This window comes from Marinomonas ostreistagni (genome assembly GCF_016888445.1).
In the GTDB taxonomy this organism is placed as follows: domain Bacteria; phylum Pseudomonadota; class Gammaproteobacteria; order Pseudomonadales; family Marinomonadaceae; genus Marinomonas; species Marinomonas ostreistagni.
The window spans coordinates 55905-71360 of sequence record NZ_JAFEKF010000001.1 but is presented as its reverse complement, the minus strand read 5'-3'; the positions used below and the strand labels follow the sequence as shown (position 1 = coordinate 71360).

Sequence of the window (15456 nt, the reverse complement as noted above, 5' to 3'; positions counted from 1 at the left end):
GGAACGCCTAAGTACTTTTTAAAGTTCGCGCGACGCTAAGAACTCGTCGTAAGTACCTTGGAAATGTTCCACTTTACGATTCTTAATATGCAAGATTTCAGTCGCCAGCGATGATACAAACTCGCGATCGTGACTCACGAAAATCAATGTACCTGGGTACATTTCAAGCGCCATGTTTAACGATTCAATCGACTCCATATCCAAGTGGTTAGTCGGCTCATCCATAATCAAGACGTTCGTTTCTTGCATGATCAGCTTACCGAAGATGAGGCGGTTCTTTTCACCACCAGAACACACTTTGGCTTTCTTTTTAAAATCATCCGCTGAGAACAGCATACGACCCAATGCCGCACGCACTGATTGGTCATCGTCGCCATCTTTACGCCATTGCGTCATCCAATCGAACAAATTCAGATCGTTATCGAACAGATCATTGCTGTCTTGCGGACAGTAGCCTAAGCTTGCATTTTCTGACCACTTGATTACCCCTTCTTGGGCTTCCAGCTCTCCGACTAAGCAACGTAGGAAGGTAGTTTTACCGACACCGTTTTCACCTAATACAGCAAGACGCGCGCCCGCTTCCAGAATCAGACTCGCATCGCTAAATAACTTACCGTCATCAAAACCGTGGCCCACTTGCTCTAGGATCAACGCCTGACGATGCAGTTTTTTGGTTTGATTAAAGCGAATAAATGGGTTCTGACGGCTCGAAGGTTTGATGTCATCCAGCTCAATTTTTTCTAACTGGCGTGCACGTGAGGTGGCCTGTTTTGCTTTCGAAGCATTGGCAGAGAAACGTGCGACAAACTGCTTCAACTCAGCAATCTGTGCCGACTTTTTCGCATTCGACGCCATCATGGATTCGCGTGCTTGAGCCGATGCCAGCATAAAGTTATCGTAGTTGCCTGGATAAACGCGCAATTCCCCATAGTCGATATCTGCCATATGCGTACAGACCGAGTTTAGGAAGTGACGATCGTGGGAAATGATGATCATGGTTGAATCGTATTGGTTCAACAAATCTTCAAGCCAACGGATCGAGTCGATATCCAAGTTGTTGGTTGGCTCGTCCAGCAACAAAATATCTGGGTTAGAAAACAGCGCTTGTGCCAGCAACACACGCAGCTTAAGACCTGGCGGCACCTCACTCATAGGGCCGTAATGGTAAGACTCTGCAATACCTGCACCCAATAGGATTTCACCCGCCTTGCTGTCGGCGCTGTAACCGTCCATTTCAGCAAATTCACCTTCAAGCTCAGCGACTTTGATGCCATCGTCTTCGCTCATTTCTGGCAAGCTGTAAATACGATCACGCTCTTTTTTTACTTCCCACAGCTCTTTGTAGCCCATGATCACGGCATCGATGACGCTGTACTCTTCAAACGCAAACTGGTCTTGGTTTAGTTTACCCACACGTTGGTTTGGCGTTACTGAAACGTTACCAGAGGTTGGCGTTAAACTGCCGTCCAAAATTTTCATCAAGGTCGACTTACCACAGCCGTTGGCACCAATCAGACCATAGCGATTGCCATCGCCAAATTTGACGGAGATATTTTCAAAAAGAGGTTTGCTACCAAACTGCATGGTAACGTTAGAAGCTACGATCATGGGGGAAATCCAATAGTTGAGAAGGCACAAAAATGTGCTCAATGAAACGATGGGCGTACTATAAAGGCTGTATAGGAAATGTCCATGGTCGACGCCTAAATTACAAAACTTTTCACATCCTTTTAGCCCACCTAAGCAGCCTTAAGATTTCCATAAGGTTCGCGTTCTAGTCTGATCCTATGAATATAAAGGAGCAGATCATGCAACAGTCACCTGTGGTTACCTTACCCGCGATCAAAGCCAATCGATTAAAAGGCCCCACACAAGCGTTTGAGTTTGTCATGGCACAGGAAAACAGTTCAGCACGCGACACGCTTGAACAATTCATTCATAGCGGCTTTGCACGTTGCTATGACGCCAACGTAGAGACTTATCTGCCCTTGTTACTGGGCATTAAAAGTAAGCAATTGCGTGCTGCTGTCGGGGTGCGAAGAGCGACCTCTCCTTTATTTATCGAACAATATCTCAGCCATGACATAAACGCTGTCTTGGCCAAGCATGGAGTTCATTGTGAACGCCATCAAATTGCTGAAATGGGCAATCTCTACTCTCTTAGTCATCGCTTTACCTTGCCTCTGATCATGACAGTCGTCATCGGTTTGTATTTAACCAATGTGCGTCAGTTAATTTTTGCAGGCACGCAAAAGGTACGTGACTTACTGAGCCATCTGGGCTTTTCAATGGTTTATTTAGGGGAAGCTTCTGCGCAAAAGCTGGTCACTCAGGCCAGCGAATGGGGCACCTACTACCAACATCAGCCGCAGGTCATGGCGCTTGATATCGAAGACTCTATCAAAGTGGCTTTCCAACAAAGCCTTTTACACGACGTGCTGGCACTCGCTCAAAGCCATGCGCAAACACTGCTACCACAGCTAAGGAGCCTATAATGTGGTTTGAATCTTCTACGTGGTCAGCTCGTATCGCTCTTATTGATCAACATCAATCGTTGACCTATAAGCAACTGGCCGAAGCGGTGGCCGCACGCCGTGATTGGCTCGCCAGCCTTCAAGTTGAGCGTGTCGCCTTGTGCATGGATAACCAAGTTGAGTGGGTGCTGTTTGATTTGGCCTGCCAATCACTCTCTATCTGCTGCATTCCAGTACCGGCTTTCTTTAGCGTCGAGCAGCGCCAACACACCTTAGCAAGCAGCGCTGTTGAAGTACTATTAATGGACCAAAGCCTGGCCCCCGAGGACTATGTCAACACACGACCTACCCCCTTCAACGGTATCAGTGCACAAACACATTACCCTAAGAGAACGCCACAGATCCCCCATGGGACACATAAAATCACCTTTACTTCTGGCACCACAGGCACACCAAAAGGCGTTTGCTTAAGCAATGACAATCAACTCACTGTGGCCCGCTCTTTGGCGGATGCGGTGGCGTTAGATGCCCCTAAGCATTTATGCCTATTGCCTTTGGCGACCTTGCTGGAAAACATCGCAGGAATTTATGCGCCCTTACTACGTGGCGGTTGTGTTTATCTTGCCAGCGCCAGCGAACGCGGCTTTTCCGGCAGCCGACTGGTGGACCCAAGCGCCTTGTTGCAACTGATTCAAGTCCAGCAACCAAGCACCTTAATTCTAGTACCAGAATTACTTTCTGTACTGGTTGCAGCGTGCGCTAAAGGCTGGCAAGCCCCCACCTCATTGACGTTTATTGCCGTCGGCGGTGGCAAAGTATCAGCACAATTGCTCAGCGCCGCTCATGAGTTTGGCTTACCTGTTTACCAAGGCTATGGCTTGTCAGAATGCGCTTCAGTGGTTGCGTTAAATACGCCCAAAGCAACGCATTTAGAGTGTGTCGGTAAGGTCTTGCCACATAATCAGCTTAGGGTTGAGAACCAGCAGCTAATCATCTCTGGTAACGTATTTTTAGGGTATCTAAATCAGCCTGAGAGCTTTTATCCAACCTCGTTTGCAACAGGCGATTTAGCCTCGCTCGAGGGGGATTGGCTTAGCATTACAGGTCGTCAGAAGAACATCATTATCAATTCGTTTGGTCGCAACCTTTCGCCAGAATGGATTGAAGCTGAGCTCTTGGCGACCCAGCTGTTTCGTCATGTCTTAGTGTTTGGCGACGCGTTGCCTAGCTGTGGCGTCATCCTCGTACCACATCAACCAACTTTAGCAACCGACACCATCGAGCACGTCCTTACCAAGCTCAATCAACATTTACCGGATTATGCGCAGTTGCACCATTATCTGGTTGCCAAGACGCCCTTTGAACAACTGCCTGGTGCCATTACTCAAACCGGAAAACTTATTCGCAACAACATCTTAGCGCACTACCAAAGCGCTATCGAATCACTTTATCAGCCTGCCATTTGTCAGCAAGCTTAGGAGCAACAGATTATGTCTTTATACCAACGCCTACAAAATGAAACCCAAGCAGAACGCCAATACCTTGTTTCAAGCCCAATCATTGAGCGCTGCTTCAATGGCGCCATCGAACGCCAAGAATACGTCGACTTTTTAAGCCAAGCCTATCATCACGTCAAACACACTGTACCGTTACTAATGAGCGTCGGTGGCCGTCTAAGTGAAGACAAAGAGTGGCTTCGAGAAGCCGTCGGCGAATACATCGAAGAAGAAATGGGACACCAAGAATGGATCCTAAACGATATTGCTGCCTGCGGTTACGACAAAGAAGCCGTACGCAAGAGCCAGCCTGCACTCGCCACTGAACTCATGGTGGCTTATGCCTACGATATGGTTCAGCGTATCAATCCATTAGGCTTTTTCGGCATGGTGTTTGTGTTAGAGGGCACGAGTACAGCGCTGGCCGATCAAGCAGCGCAACATATTCAAGACAAGCTTCAGCTGCCTAGCACAGCCTTTAGCTACCTGCGCTCTCATGGCGCCCTAGACCAAGAACACATTGTATTTTTTGAAAACCTGATGAACAAAATCACGGATCCGCAAGAGCAAGATCTGATCGTTCACAGCGCCAAAGTGTTCTTTACCTTATACGCCAATATCTTTCGTCAACTTGAATGCGCTCCAAGCGCACAAGTCGCCTAACGCGGAGGCATCCCATGAGCTCAGTTCAATCCTATTGTCTGCTAACAGGCGCCACGGGGGGCATTGGCCAAGCCATTGCCAAAGCGCTTGCCAATGAAGGCATTAAGCTCTTATTACAAGGCCGTAACGAGGCTGGCTTAGAACAGCTTCGGGCCCAATTACCTGGGCAACATGAAATCATCGTAGCCGATCTGGCAACGGCCACTGGGCGTCAACAACTGATCCGTAGAGCTTATCTTTTAGGCGAGCTCTCAATGCTGATTAACAACGCAGGTATTAGCCATCTGTCACTACTGGAAGAGACTGAGGAAGCCTTGCTACAAAGCATCATGCAGACAAATTTGATTGCCCCCATGCTGATCACCCAGGGATTATTGCCGCTACTTGAACGTCAGCCAAGCAGTACGATTGTCAATGTCGGCTCCACTTTTGGCAGTATCGGCTTCGCCGCTCAAACCAGCTATTGCGCCAGTAAATTTGGTTTGCGCGGCTTTACCGAGGCCCTACGTCGCGAGCTCGCTGATACGTCTATCAAAGTACTGTACCTAGCGCCCCGCGCGACCCAAACCTCGATCAACAGTGATGCCGCTATGGCCATGAATCAACACTTAGGTAACGCCGTTGATACCCCAGAGAAAGTCGCGCAAGCCTTGCTAAAACAGTTACATGCACAACGGGCGCGTACTTTCATCGGCTTTCCTGAACGCCTATTCGTACTACTCAACAGCCTAATGCCCAGTCTTATTGACCGAGCATTAAAATCCAAACTCAATCTCATCAAACATTACAGTAGCCGCCCACTTGGCGAGGAGAACAAACTATGAAAACTTTGATTGGCACAGTGCTATTAGCCATCAGTATTCCTGCCACCAGCTGGGCAGAATCCTTGCAAACGCCACTTAACGTATTGCAGCGTAACTGGGCTGAAATTCAATACAGAATGACCGAGCAGCAGCAAGAAGACGCCTTCATACAACTGTTAGCTAAGGCACAAGAAGCAGTGCAACAACACCCTAATGACGCCAACTACTTGATTTGGCAAGGTATCATTCAGTCCAGTACCGCTGGCGCTAAAGGCGGCTTAGGCGCACTGTCTCTGGCTAAAGAGGCACGTCAGAGCTTTGAACAAGCCATGGAAGTAAACGCTAATGCCCTTAACGGCTCTGCTTACACAAGCTTAGGAGTGTTATATCACAAGGTACCGGCTTGGCCGATCGGCTTTGGTAGCGATAAAAAGTCAGAAAAGCTGCTCAAACAAGCGCTAGAGATCAATCCCGATGGCATCGATAGCAATTACTTCTATGCCGAGTTTCTCTATGACGATAAACAGTATGCTGCGGCAAAAGCGTATTTACTCAAAGCGCAACAAGCCGCTCCACGCCCTGACAGGCCATTGGCCGACCAAGGTCGCCAAAAAGAGATCAGATCGTTACTAACTAAGGTCAATGCACGACTAAGTTAAGTCCAAGGTAGAGTCGTTTAGAGCCGCTATTGCTCAGGCTCTAAACGACCATTTTGCCGAGTCAACAAGCGATAAAAGTCTTCGTGATGTTGCGGCTTAGCAAAGTAGAAACCTTGGTAAAGCTGGCAGCCTCTGGCCTCTAATAACTGCTGCTGATGGGCAGTTTCCACTCCCTCAGCAATCACCTCCAACCCCAACTTTTTGGCGGTCAGCAAAATCACATCGACAATGGCCAACTCCGCGGCGCTGTCTTCCATACGCTGAATAAAAGAGCGATCAATTTTGAGAATATTCAGCGGTAGCTGATTTAAATAGCGCAACGATGAATACCCAGTACCAAAATCATCAATGGCAAAGGAAATATGGTGTTGCTGAAGCGTCGCCATGGTACTGGACGCTTGATGAAAATTATCAATCAATAGATTTTCTGTGATCTCAAATTCAAGCTTCACGCCGGCAATATTATAGCGCTCAATAATAGGCAAGATACGCTGTACAAAATCCGCCTGCATAAAGTGCGCAGGGCTGATATTTATCGCCAAGTGTTTGAACGTGGCCGGTAGTCCTGCTGCCAACCACTGTTCGAGTTGCTTTAACGACGCTTCAATCACCCATTCTTCAATATGATGAATTTGCCCAGACTCTTCGGCAATACTGATAAACTCGTCCGGTGGAATCATACCTTTTTGCGGGTGGCGCCAGCGTAATAACACTTCAGCCCCAGTAATATCATTGCGTGTCGATACCTGAGGCTGCCACCAAAGCTCTAGCTGCTCTTTCGCAATCGCCTCATGCAACGCTTCTTCTATTTGCCAGCGCTCTTGCGTTTGCTGCTGCATGGTATCATCGTACAGCTGATATCCATTACGTCCTTCCGCTTTGACACGGTACAAAGCAGTATCGGCGCGACGCAAAACGTCACTACTGCTGTCTGGTTGCTGTGGGAAGGTCGTAATGCCCATACTGGTCGAACAGTGAATCAGATTACGTTCGATTTTAATCGGTTCAGCGACTGCTTCAATCAGCTGCGCCGCTAGTGCGGTGGCGGCCTGCGTAGCCAGCTCTAAGTCATGACTTAAATCTGGGATCAAAACCACAAACTCATCACCACCAAAACGTGCCAGAGTGACAAAGTCAGGTAATACTTGGCGCAGTCGGGCAGCGATAATGATCAATAATTGATCACCAATACCATGTCCCAACGAGTCATTGATGCTTTTGAAGCGATCGACATCCAAATACATGACCGCGCCGATCGATTGTGACGCAGATTGTTGCTCTAGGGTGGCCTCTAACCGCTCGATAAACATGCGTCGGTTTACCAGCTCCGTCAGTGGATCATAGTATGCCAGACTGCGTACTTGCTGATTGGCGACGTCTTTTTTGCGCCAGATATCTGCTACATTGCGGGTCAACAACCCTAGCTCGTCTTGCTTACTGTAGGGTAATACCAGAGCCCCTTGTTGCTGGTCCAAGCTCTCTACCCAGCGGGCAATATGCTGAATAGGCTTAGAAAGCACACGATAAAAAATAGCGAATAAGACAATGCTTAGTAACAGCGTTGAAATCAGTCCTAGCCAAATAAGCGTCAAGGCTCGCTGGACTAACCCATGGGACATATAACGTGCATCTAATTGCAGAACTAAGCGAGCAGATGAATGATTGAGCCCAGAGCGGATTTCAATCGGGTATTCGTAGATTTCAGGCAGGTTGAGTGCAGCAAAACCAAGACTGTCGAAAATCGATGCTTGCTCCTTAGTATCGCGCCGCATGACACTCATGCGATCACCGAAGTCGTCATAGACAGTGACCGACAAAAATAACGGGTCTTTAGTGAGTGCCTTAGCAATGCTCTGGACTTGTTCGCTATCAAGATTATAGATAGCCCCTTGCAAACTTGGGACATAAACATTAACTGAGCGCTCTATGTCACTGACAAAATTGGCGCGTACCAATTTAAGGTCGATGGACAGTTGCACTAGAGCGGATAAGCCCCCCAATAAAAAGGCAGAGAGCAATATAATCTTAGCTTGTTTATAGGCAATCCTATGACCTAACTTCACCGGTAAAACATCCTTTTTTACTGCATGGACAAATATTGATCAAGCAGGTCATTGTAATCACCCTGCCGCTTGATTGCACGCAGCCCTTGGTTGAATGTCTCTTTTAGTGACTTGGCACCGGGGTAATCTTTACTCAAGCATAGATGCAATGCCAACGCGTTATCTTGCTGGAAAGACGTCACTTTTACCTCCTGTCCAAGTTGCATCTGTTTGGCATAGTAAAGCGCGGGATAGCGGGCCATATATAAGATATCGACATCGCGGAACTGTACCGCACGAATAGCACTTTCGATATCTGGCGCTGTACGATGCGGAATTTTGGCTTGTACCAATTGTGTTTGCATGCCCCAACCTTCTACGGTCGTCACGCGAAAGTTCTTGAGTGCTTGCAAATCCTTAAACTCGCCGACCTCTAATGACTGTTTGCTTAAAGCAATAGGTTCGACATAAGAGATCGGGTCACTAAACAGCATATACTGCTCTCGGTAATCACGTCTTGAGCAAGCAATCGTGCCAGCGATTTGACCATGCTGCATTAGTTTTACAATACGATTCCAGGGCATAACCTGCGTATCTACACTCACACCCATGACTGCAAACGCTTGTTTAACTACCTCTACATCTAAACCGGAGACATTATCCTTGTCCGCGGCAAAGATATGAGGTGGATAATCCACAACGTACAACGTCAAATCAGCAGCGGCGTGGCTGACGCCTGAAAATAGGGTCATAAGCCCAATGCTTACACATGTTTTGACCGACTTAAGTGTCATACGATCCCCCTTTAACACCGCTCGCTCCTATTAACCTGCGCATCAATTGAACAAATACTATACCAAGGCACCTACAGATAACATCGACTGATAAAAAAAAGCCCTTAGTGAGATACTAAGGGCTTTAAGATGTTTTGCTATCTAGCGACTACTTAACAATATCTGGTCTAACGACTGGACTTGAAGCGGCTCACCATGTCTTGCAGTTCGTTGGCCAGCTCATTTAAGGAAGCAGCCGTTTGCGAAACTTGCGAAGATAAGTTGTTGGCATCGTTTGCACCATCGTGAATCACAAGTACGTTGTTATTCACTTCCTCGGCGACGAGATGCTGCTCTTCTGCTGACGCACTGATTTGGATCATCATGTCTTTGATGGTTAGTACCGAATCCAGAATCTGTTCAAATACCTTGTAGGTCTCAGACGCTAAACCGACTGAACTGTGCGCCACACTCACACTGTGCTCCATCTTACCTGCCACAACATCGGTTTGTTGCTGCAAGCGTGTCAGTAGTTTATCAATCTCATCGGTCGATTCTGCGGTACGACCGGCTAAGGTACGTACTTCATCCGCCACCACGGCAAAGCCTCGACCTTGTTCACCCGCGCGCGCTGCCTCAATGGCTGCGTTTAAGGCGAGCAAATTAGTTTGTTCGGCAATCGCCTTGATCGTATCCAAGATACCGACAATGTTATTAGATTCTTGCGATAAGGTGACCATCGACTCGTTAGAACTGTTAAGTTCCTCTTCTAGATTATTCAACGAACTCATCGTTTGCTGAATCAAACGGTTACCCTCTTGCACTTGTGCTTCACTGTGCTCCGCTGACGCCGCAGCAGAACTACAGTTAGAGGCGACTTCGTTGGCAGTCGCCACCATCTCATTAAACGCTGTGGAAAGATGATCTACCGAATTTGCTTGCTTCGATACGATCTCACTCAGGTTATGCGATAACGATTCTGACTCATGCGCTACCTGACCGATGTGCTCACACGAAGATTTGGTGCGCCCAACAATCGAATCAATGGAGCCGATGAAATCATTGAAAGCATGGGCCATTTGACCCGACTCATCTTTTGCCAACATTTCAAGACGTTGAGTTAAATCCCCTTCCCCTTGACTAATATCGGTCAAACGCTCAGCCATAATTTTAACCGGTTTCGTAACCACGCCAGCTAAGAAGGAGCCAATCGCAATAAAGACGACAATCATCAACACAGCAATGATGGCGATTTTCACCATCAAATCGTTTGCTTGTGCGAACACGACCGAGCTTGGAATCAAGCCGATGAATTTCCAGCCAAGCTCTGGTGAGGTGTACACTTTGGCAAACCAGGTGTCACCGTCGATAGTGATTTCTTGAATCTCTTGCGAGTCACTAAGATCAGCGTAAGCGCGTGACGTATCAGCCAGTTGCTTGAAGTTATTATCCGGGTTAGAAGGGTCCGCAAGAACAGTTCCGGTATCTTCGACCATCACCACATAACCTTCACCGCCGAATTTAACGGTCGCCAGTAGTTCAGTCAGCTTTTGTAGCGTAACGTCGACGCCCACAACCCCAACAGTACCTTCAGCCCCTTCAAAACGCTGCAAGTAGTCCACTAGCGGTGCACCAGTAAAGGTATCTTTGTAAGCAGGGATACGCTTAGGGGTGGTTGAGTTGATCGACTGGGTGTACCAGCCTTTCTGGGTTGGATCATAATTCTCGATACTTTCAGCTAACGGCCACTGCAGGTACCCCTTCGCTTCGGTCCCCACCCAGATGTACGCTAGATCTGGGTGTGTTTCGGCGAAATCTTCAAACAATTCATAGGCTTGTTGCTCCAACAAAGTACCTTGAGCAGGATCCATAGGTTGGGCTGCCTGACCGGCATAATTTTGCAGGCTGTTAGGCGTTAACGCTTGTACCGCATCCGCTTGCGCAAAAAACGCAACGTTTTCGGCAAGGTTATTCAAATACATCGAAAACAAACGATCAACGTAGTGAATTTCCGACTCGCTTTGACTGGCAAACGAGTTGACGGCATCGGTACGCACGGTACTGATAATCACTAAAGACACCAAAAAGACGGGGAGAATGACCCCAGCCGCGACTAATGCAATGATTTTTGCACGAACCGTCATAGAGAACCTCACTGTAGCAAAAGCAAATTGACTGGCTTTTTATTAAAATAATTTATAAGTACTGTAATTTTTTATCGCTATTTAATCTAGTCTTTTTGCGACTTGGGATAGCGGAAAATAAATTTCATCGATTTTAATTACTACCGATGTTTTCGCCAAGCGAAATAACAACTTACTGATATTTCTTTTTATAATATCTCACTTAACTGGCTTTAAATCGGCTAACCATATTTTGCAATTCGTTGGCCAACTCATTTAACGCACTGGCGGTTTGCGCAACTTGTTCTGACAAACTATTGGACTCATTTGCACCATTATGGATCACAAGAACATTATTATTGATTTCTTCTGCCACTAAATGCTGCTCTTCTGCGGACGCACTAATTTGGATCATCATATCTTTTATTGCCAATACGGATGCCAAAATTTGCTCAAATACTTGGTAAGTATCAGACGCTAGATCGACCGAGCTATTTGCCACTCCCAAACTGGTTTGCATTTTACCAGCGACAATTTGCGTTTGTTGCTGCAAGCGTGTCAGCAGGGTATCAATCTCGTCTGTTGACTGAGCCGTACGACCTGCCAAGGTACGCACTTCATCCGCTACCACGGCAAAGCCTCGTCCTTGCTCACCGGCACGCGCCGCCTCGATGGCTGCATTGAGCGCCAGTAAGTTGGTTTGCTCGGCAATGGCTTTGATGGTATCTAAAATGGTCACGATGTTACTCGATTCTTGCGACAACACCGTCATGGCTTCATTCGAACCATTCAGCTCTGCTTCGAGTTTATGTAGCGACTCCATGGTTTGCTTAATCAGTCGGTTACCTTCTTGTACTTGCGCTTCACTGTGCTCAGCAGATGCTGCGGCCGAACTGCAGTTTGACGCCACTTCATTGGCGGTCGCCACCATTTCATTAAAGGCGGTAGATAAATGGTCCACTGAATTAGCTTGTTTCGCCACAATACCGCCCAATTCGTGAGACAAGCTTTCAGAGCTGTGCGCGACTTGCCCCATGCGCTGACAAGATCCTTTAGTATGGCCGACTATCGAATCAATGGAGCCAATGAAATCGTTGAATGCTGTAGCCATCTGGCCCGCTTCATCTTTGCTATGCATGTCCAAGCGCTGAGTCAAATCCCCCTCGCCTGTACTAATATCGGCTAAGCGTTGAGCCATCTGCTTGATTGGCTTCACGATCAACGTGGAAAGATAAACACCAATCACGGCAAACAGCGCAATCATTAGCGCTGCAATGGCGGCAATGTGAAGAGTCAAACGATCCGCTTGAGCAAACACCGCATTTTCAGGAATCAGACCTATGAACTTCCAGCCTAAATCAGAAGAGAGATATACGGTGGCAAACCAATCTTCACCGTCGATAGCAATGGATTGTATGCCTGGTTCGGACGAAAGCTTACTATAGGCTCGGGACGCTTGAGCGATCGACTTAAAGTTATTTTCAGCATCTGCCGGGTCCGCTAGGATGGTGCCACTATCCTCGACCATCACGACATAGCCTTCTCCACCGAACTTCACCGTTGCCAATAGTTCTGTCAGACTTTTTAAAGTCACATCAACACCCACGACCCCTTGCACTCCATCTGCTCCTGTGAAGGTGTGAACATAATCAATCAAAGGCGCTCCAGTAAAAGCGTCTAGATAAGCGGGAATACGAACGGGAGAGTTGGTACCTTGGGCTTTCTGGTACCAACTACGTTGAGTAGGATCATAATTGGCGGAACTTTCGCCTTTTGGCCAAGAAACATAACCAGTGTCTGCTAATCCCGCCCAAATATAAGCCAGATTAGGATGTGTCGAACCAAAATCATCAAACAGTGCATAAGCATTTTGTTCTAATAACGAGTTGCGCTCTGGCGTCATTCTTTGCGTCGGCGCATTAGCATACGATTTGAGACTTCCTGCGGTTAAATTTGTCACCGCATCGGCGCGTGCAAAAAACGCCGCTTGTTCGGCTAGGTTATTTAAATACATGGAGAAAAGCGCATCGATATGGCCCATTTCAGCCTGGCTTTGATGCTCAAAATTATCGATGGCTTCTGTTCGAATACTCGAAATAATAACCAATGCAATAATAAAAACGGGTAAGGTCACACCTGCAATAATCAGGGCGATGATTTTAGCGCGAACCGTCATAGCTACCTCAAGGATGAAAAAGGCCTCTGCCTTAGTATTCCTTTGCTTTTATAAATATGGGTTATCAGAGGATAGCCGTATTTTTCAAAGTAAAGGTCCCATCCATAGGTCGTCTGTGCAATAAATGTTATGTAACTCCAAATCCATTTACTATCGGTTATTACACTTTAACAACACAAACTCATAGATCAGTAATAGAAGCTAAAGTCACGATACTAAATGGCTTTAACTTCTATTTTAGACGGTAACGAAAAAAGCGGGAGAAATAATTTTACTGGCGGAAGGTATAGGTCAGAATATCTTCAATTTTTCGATCTAAACTAATGCCTACTTGCGCGAAATCAGCTCGTTCTACTTGATATAAAAAAGGTTTCAGCTCACGCAATTTTTTAATGGCCTCAGGATCTTCAGTCAACAGGACCGCCACATAAGAAAAGGCGTCATAGTAAGCAAAACCGTTTTCCTTCAGTGCATCCAAGTATGAACCTAGTGTTTCTTCACCAAACACTTGTTTGACGGCAGTGATTGCACCATACACGGCACAACCTTCACTTAATGCAATTGGCGTAGCTTGCTCAGTCAGAGGGTACAAGCCACGTACCATTTCTTGAACAATATCCGCTAATAGCATGACATCGTTGGTGAAGCTACGTGCTGGCATATGTATAGCGTAGCTGATTTGATCGTTCGTTTGTGTCACCGAAGCTTGCGGCTTGGGCAAGTCGGCATCAATCTTAAACCCTGTAAAGGTCACTCCAGGGGCAGCAGGGCCAAATAGGAATTCAACAGCTGGCAGCCAAGCTTGTCGTAATTTCTCTAATTTTTCGACCTGTATGGTTTGCGAATCGGACACGGTTTTCTCCCTTATTGGTTCTCTGATGATGGGGTGGCTGGCGCTAACATAACATATTCACCTACCTCGCTCGAAAACTTCAGAGCAGAGACGACTCCACTCTGAGGTCAGTGTTGTCTAAGCGTTGTGCGCCAGCGCAGTTTTCGAGCAATCCCCTTCAATACGGTCTTGTTCTTGCTCAAGGATCTCTTGGGTGAATTGTCCCATAAAGCAACAACAGACCCCTTCACCGATCATGGTGCGTGGGCCTAATGGGTGACCAATATGCTGATACACGCCATGGTGATGATGGCCATGATCGTGTGAATGCCCATGTGAATGACTGTGACCATGCGAATGATCGTGACTGTGAGCATGCCCGTGGTCATGTGAGTGATCATGGCTATGCGAATGCTCGTGACTATGCGAATGCTCGTGGCTATGCGAATGGCTATGGCTGTGATCGTGGGCATGATCCGCGGCTGCTAAGCCTTGAGTGTCGTCCTCAGGATCTACATATTCGGCGTGGTGATGATGCACATCGACCTCACCGGCCGCCAAGCGACGCTTAAATGAACTCATTAAAGTTTCATCGCTGGCTTGGCTCAGCGAACCATCCATAATTTCATTAACACGGTTTTCAAACGCATCGATCACACGCGGATGATCATTAAGATATGGCGTTTTGATAAACTTAATGGCTGGATTTTCAGCCGCCACTTTATCGACATAACCTTCAATACGCTTAATCAAACGCCCGGTAAACAAGAAATATGGCGCCACGACGATACGCTTAAAGCCAAGTTTCACCAGTTTCTCAAGACCGACGCCGACTGAAGGATAAGTCACACCAGAATACACCGTATCGGCCCAACCAAAGCCCATGTTTTCGTTAACAATACGCGTTAATTTCGCCGCTTCAGCATTGGCAGAGGTGTCAGAAGTTCCGCGCCCTACGACCACTAGCATAGTGTCGTACAAATCCGCAGGTGGATTCTCTGGATCCAGCCCTAATGACTCATAGATACGCGCTTGGAAGGCTTCGATCATATCATCTTGTAAGCCCAGCTCACGGCCGTAATGCACGCTTAAGTTATCGTGTTTATCTTGGAAGGTCGTTAACACTGATGGGATATCATTTTTGGCATGGGTGGCTGCAAACAGCATCCCAGGAATAGCATAAATATCCTCTACTCCTTGTTGGATCAAGCTGTTTAGACCCATGTGAATATTGGGTGCGGAAAACTCTAAAAATCCGTACTCAACAGGCAGATCCGGAAAACGTGCCTTCAAGCCGGCGGCTACTAAGCCAAACTCACGCTCTGCGTCCTTATCACGGCTACCATGCCCGCAAATCATAATGCCTTTCTTTTTGGCTTGTTCTGTCATGCTCTTATCTCTCTGCTTTTAATGCG

The 15456-nt window shown here is 47.2% G+C and carries 12 protein-coding genes; 5 read left to right on the top strand and 7 right to left on the bottom strand.

From position 1 onward, the window contains the following. Nucleotides 1-18: 18 nt before the first annotated feature. Complete coding sequence (locus JQX58_RS00275) at nucleotides 19-1608, bottom strand: ABC-F family ATPase (RefSeq protein WP_204144838.1); 1590 nt, start codon at nucleotides 1606-1608, stop codon at nucleotides 19-21. A gap of 200 nt (nucleotides 1609-1808) precedes the next feature. Here JQX58_RS00275 and JQX58_RS00270 point away from each other — a divergent pair, with 200 nt between their 5' ends. The 5 genes from JQX58_RS00270 to JQX58_RS00250 are packed head-to-tail and all read left to right on the top strand — an operon-like array spanning nucleotide 1809 to nucleotide 6095. Further along, entirely contained in the window at nucleotides 1809-2495 is a 687-nt protein-coding gene (locus JQX58_RS00270) for a thermostable hemolysin (protein ID WP_204144837.1), read from the top strand. Next, the gene (locus tag JQX58_RS00265; protein ID WP_204144836.1) at nucleotides 2495-3952 is read left to right on the top strand and encodes an AMP-binding protein; all 1458 of its coding nucleotides are present in this window, start codon (nucleotides 2495-2497) and stop codon (nucleotides 3950-3952) included. The genes JQX58_RS00270 and JQX58_RS00265 overlap by 1 nt, the downstream gene beginning before the upstream one ends. Before the next feature lie 12 nt (nucleotides 3953-3964). Continuing rightward, nucleotides 3965-4633 (top strand): iron-containing redox enzyme family protein, encoded by a 669-nt coding sequence (locus tag JQX58_RS00260; protein ID WP_204144835.1) that lies wholly within the window; start codon nucleotides 3965-3967, stop codon nucleotides 4631-4633. A 14-nt stretch (nucleotides 4634-4647) separates the two neighbouring features. Continuing rightward, the gene (locus JQX58_RS00255) at nucleotides 4648-5457 is read left to right on the top strand and encodes an SDR family oxidoreductase (protein WP_204144834.1); all 810 of its coding nucleotides are present in this window, start codon (nucleotides 4648-4650) and stop codon (nucleotides 5455-5457) included. Next, nucleotides 5454-6095, top strand: a complete 642-nt coding sequence (locus tag JQX58_RS00250) for a tetratricopeptide repeat protein (protein ID WP_204144833.1) — start codon at nucleotides 5454-5456, stop codon at nucleotides 6093-6095. The genes JQX58_RS00255 and JQX58_RS00250 overlap by 4 nt, the downstream gene beginning before the upstream one ends. A 26-nt stretch (nucleotides 6096-6121) precedes the next feature. On the opposite strand, the gene JQX58_RS15215 is transcribed toward JQX58_RS00250, so the two are convergent. From JQX58_RS15215 to JQX58_RS00220, 6 genes are all read right to left on the bottom strand, one after another. Next, nucleotides 6122-8158: an EAL domain-containing protein gene (locus tag JQX58_RS15215; protein ID WP_204144832.1), complete on the bottom strand. Its 2037-nt coding sequence runs from the start codon at nucleotides 8156-8158 to the stop codon at nucleotides 6122-6124. A 17-nt stretch (nucleotides 8159-8175) separates the two neighbouring features. Continuing rightward, nucleotides 8176-8889, bottom strand: a complete 714-nt coding sequence (locus JQX58_RS00240; RefSeq protein WP_204144831.1) for a substrate-binding periplasmic protein — start codon at nucleotides 8887-8889, stop codon at nucleotides 8176-8178. Between the two features lie 209 nt (nucleotides 8890-9098). Next, a complete protein-coding gene (locus JQX58_RS00235) occupies nucleotides 9099-11054 on the bottom strand; it encodes a methyl-accepting chemotaxis protein (RefSeq protein WP_204144830.1) in 1956 nt (651 codons plus the stop codon). Between the two features lie 202 nt (nucleotides 11055-11256). Further along, nucleotides 11257-13209 (bottom strand): methyl-accepting chemotaxis protein, encoded by a 1953-nt coding sequence (locus tag JQX58_RS00230; protein ID WP_204144829.1) that lies wholly within the window; start codon nucleotides 13207-13209, stop codon nucleotides 11257-11259. A gap of 271 nt (nucleotides 13210-13480) precedes the next feature. Next, nucleotides 13481-14062 carry a hypothetical protein gene (locus tag JQX58_RS00225; protein WP_204144828.1) on the bottom strand — a complete coding sequence of 194 codons (582 nt, stop codon included), beginning with the start codon at nucleotides 14060-14062 and terminating at the stop codon, nucleotides 13481-13483. A gap of 117 nt (nucleotides 14063-14179) precedes the next feature. After that, nucleotides 14180-15430: a sirohydrochlorin chelatase gene (locus JQX58_RS00220; RefSeq protein WP_204144827.1), complete on the bottom strand. Its 1251-nt coding sequence runs from the start codon at nucleotides 15428-15430 to the stop codon at nucleotides 14180-14182. Nucleotides 15431-15456 lie beyond the last annotated feature (26 nt).

Coding starts and splice junctions, on each gene's coding strand:
- JQX58_RS00270 (WP_204144837.1), top strand. CDS start 1,809: ATGCAACAGTCACCTGTGGTTACCTTACCCGCGATCAAAGCCAATCGA.
- JQX58_RS00220 (WP_204144827.1), bottom strand. CDS start 15,430: ATGACAGAACAAGCCAAAAAGAAAGGCATTATGATTTGCGGGCATGGT.
- JQX58_RS00275 (WP_204144838.1), bottom strand. CDS start 1,608: ATGATCGTAGCTTCTAACGTTACCATGCAGTTTGGTAGCAAACCTCTT.
- JQX58_RS00240 (WP_204144831.1), bottom strand. CDS start 8,889: ATGACCCTATTTTCAGGCGTCAGCCACGCCGCTGCTGATTTGACGTTG.
- JQX58_RS00235 (WP_204144830.1), bottom strand. CDS start 11,054: ATGACGGTTCGTGCAAAAATCATTGCATTAGTCGCGGCTGGGGTCATT.
- JQX58_RS00230 (WP_204144829.1), bottom strand. CDS start 13,209: ATGACGGTTCGCGCTAAAATCATCGCCCTGATTATTGCAGGTGTGACC.
- JQX58_RS00260 (WP_204144835.1), top strand. CDS start 3,965: ATGTCTTTATACCAACGCCTACAAAATGAAACCCAAGCAGAACGCCAA.
- JQX58_RS00265 (WP_204144836.1), top strand. CDS start 2,495: ATGTGGTTTGAATCTTCTACGTGGTCAGCTCGTATCGCTCTTATTGAT.
- JQX58_RS00255 (WP_204144834.1), top strand. CDS start 4,648: ATGAGCTCAGTTCAATCCTATTGTCTGCTAACAGGCGCCACGGGGGGC.
- JQX58_RS00250 (WP_204144833.1), top strand. CDS start 5,454: ATGAAAACTTTGATTGGCACAGTGCTATTAGCCATCAGTATTCCTGCC.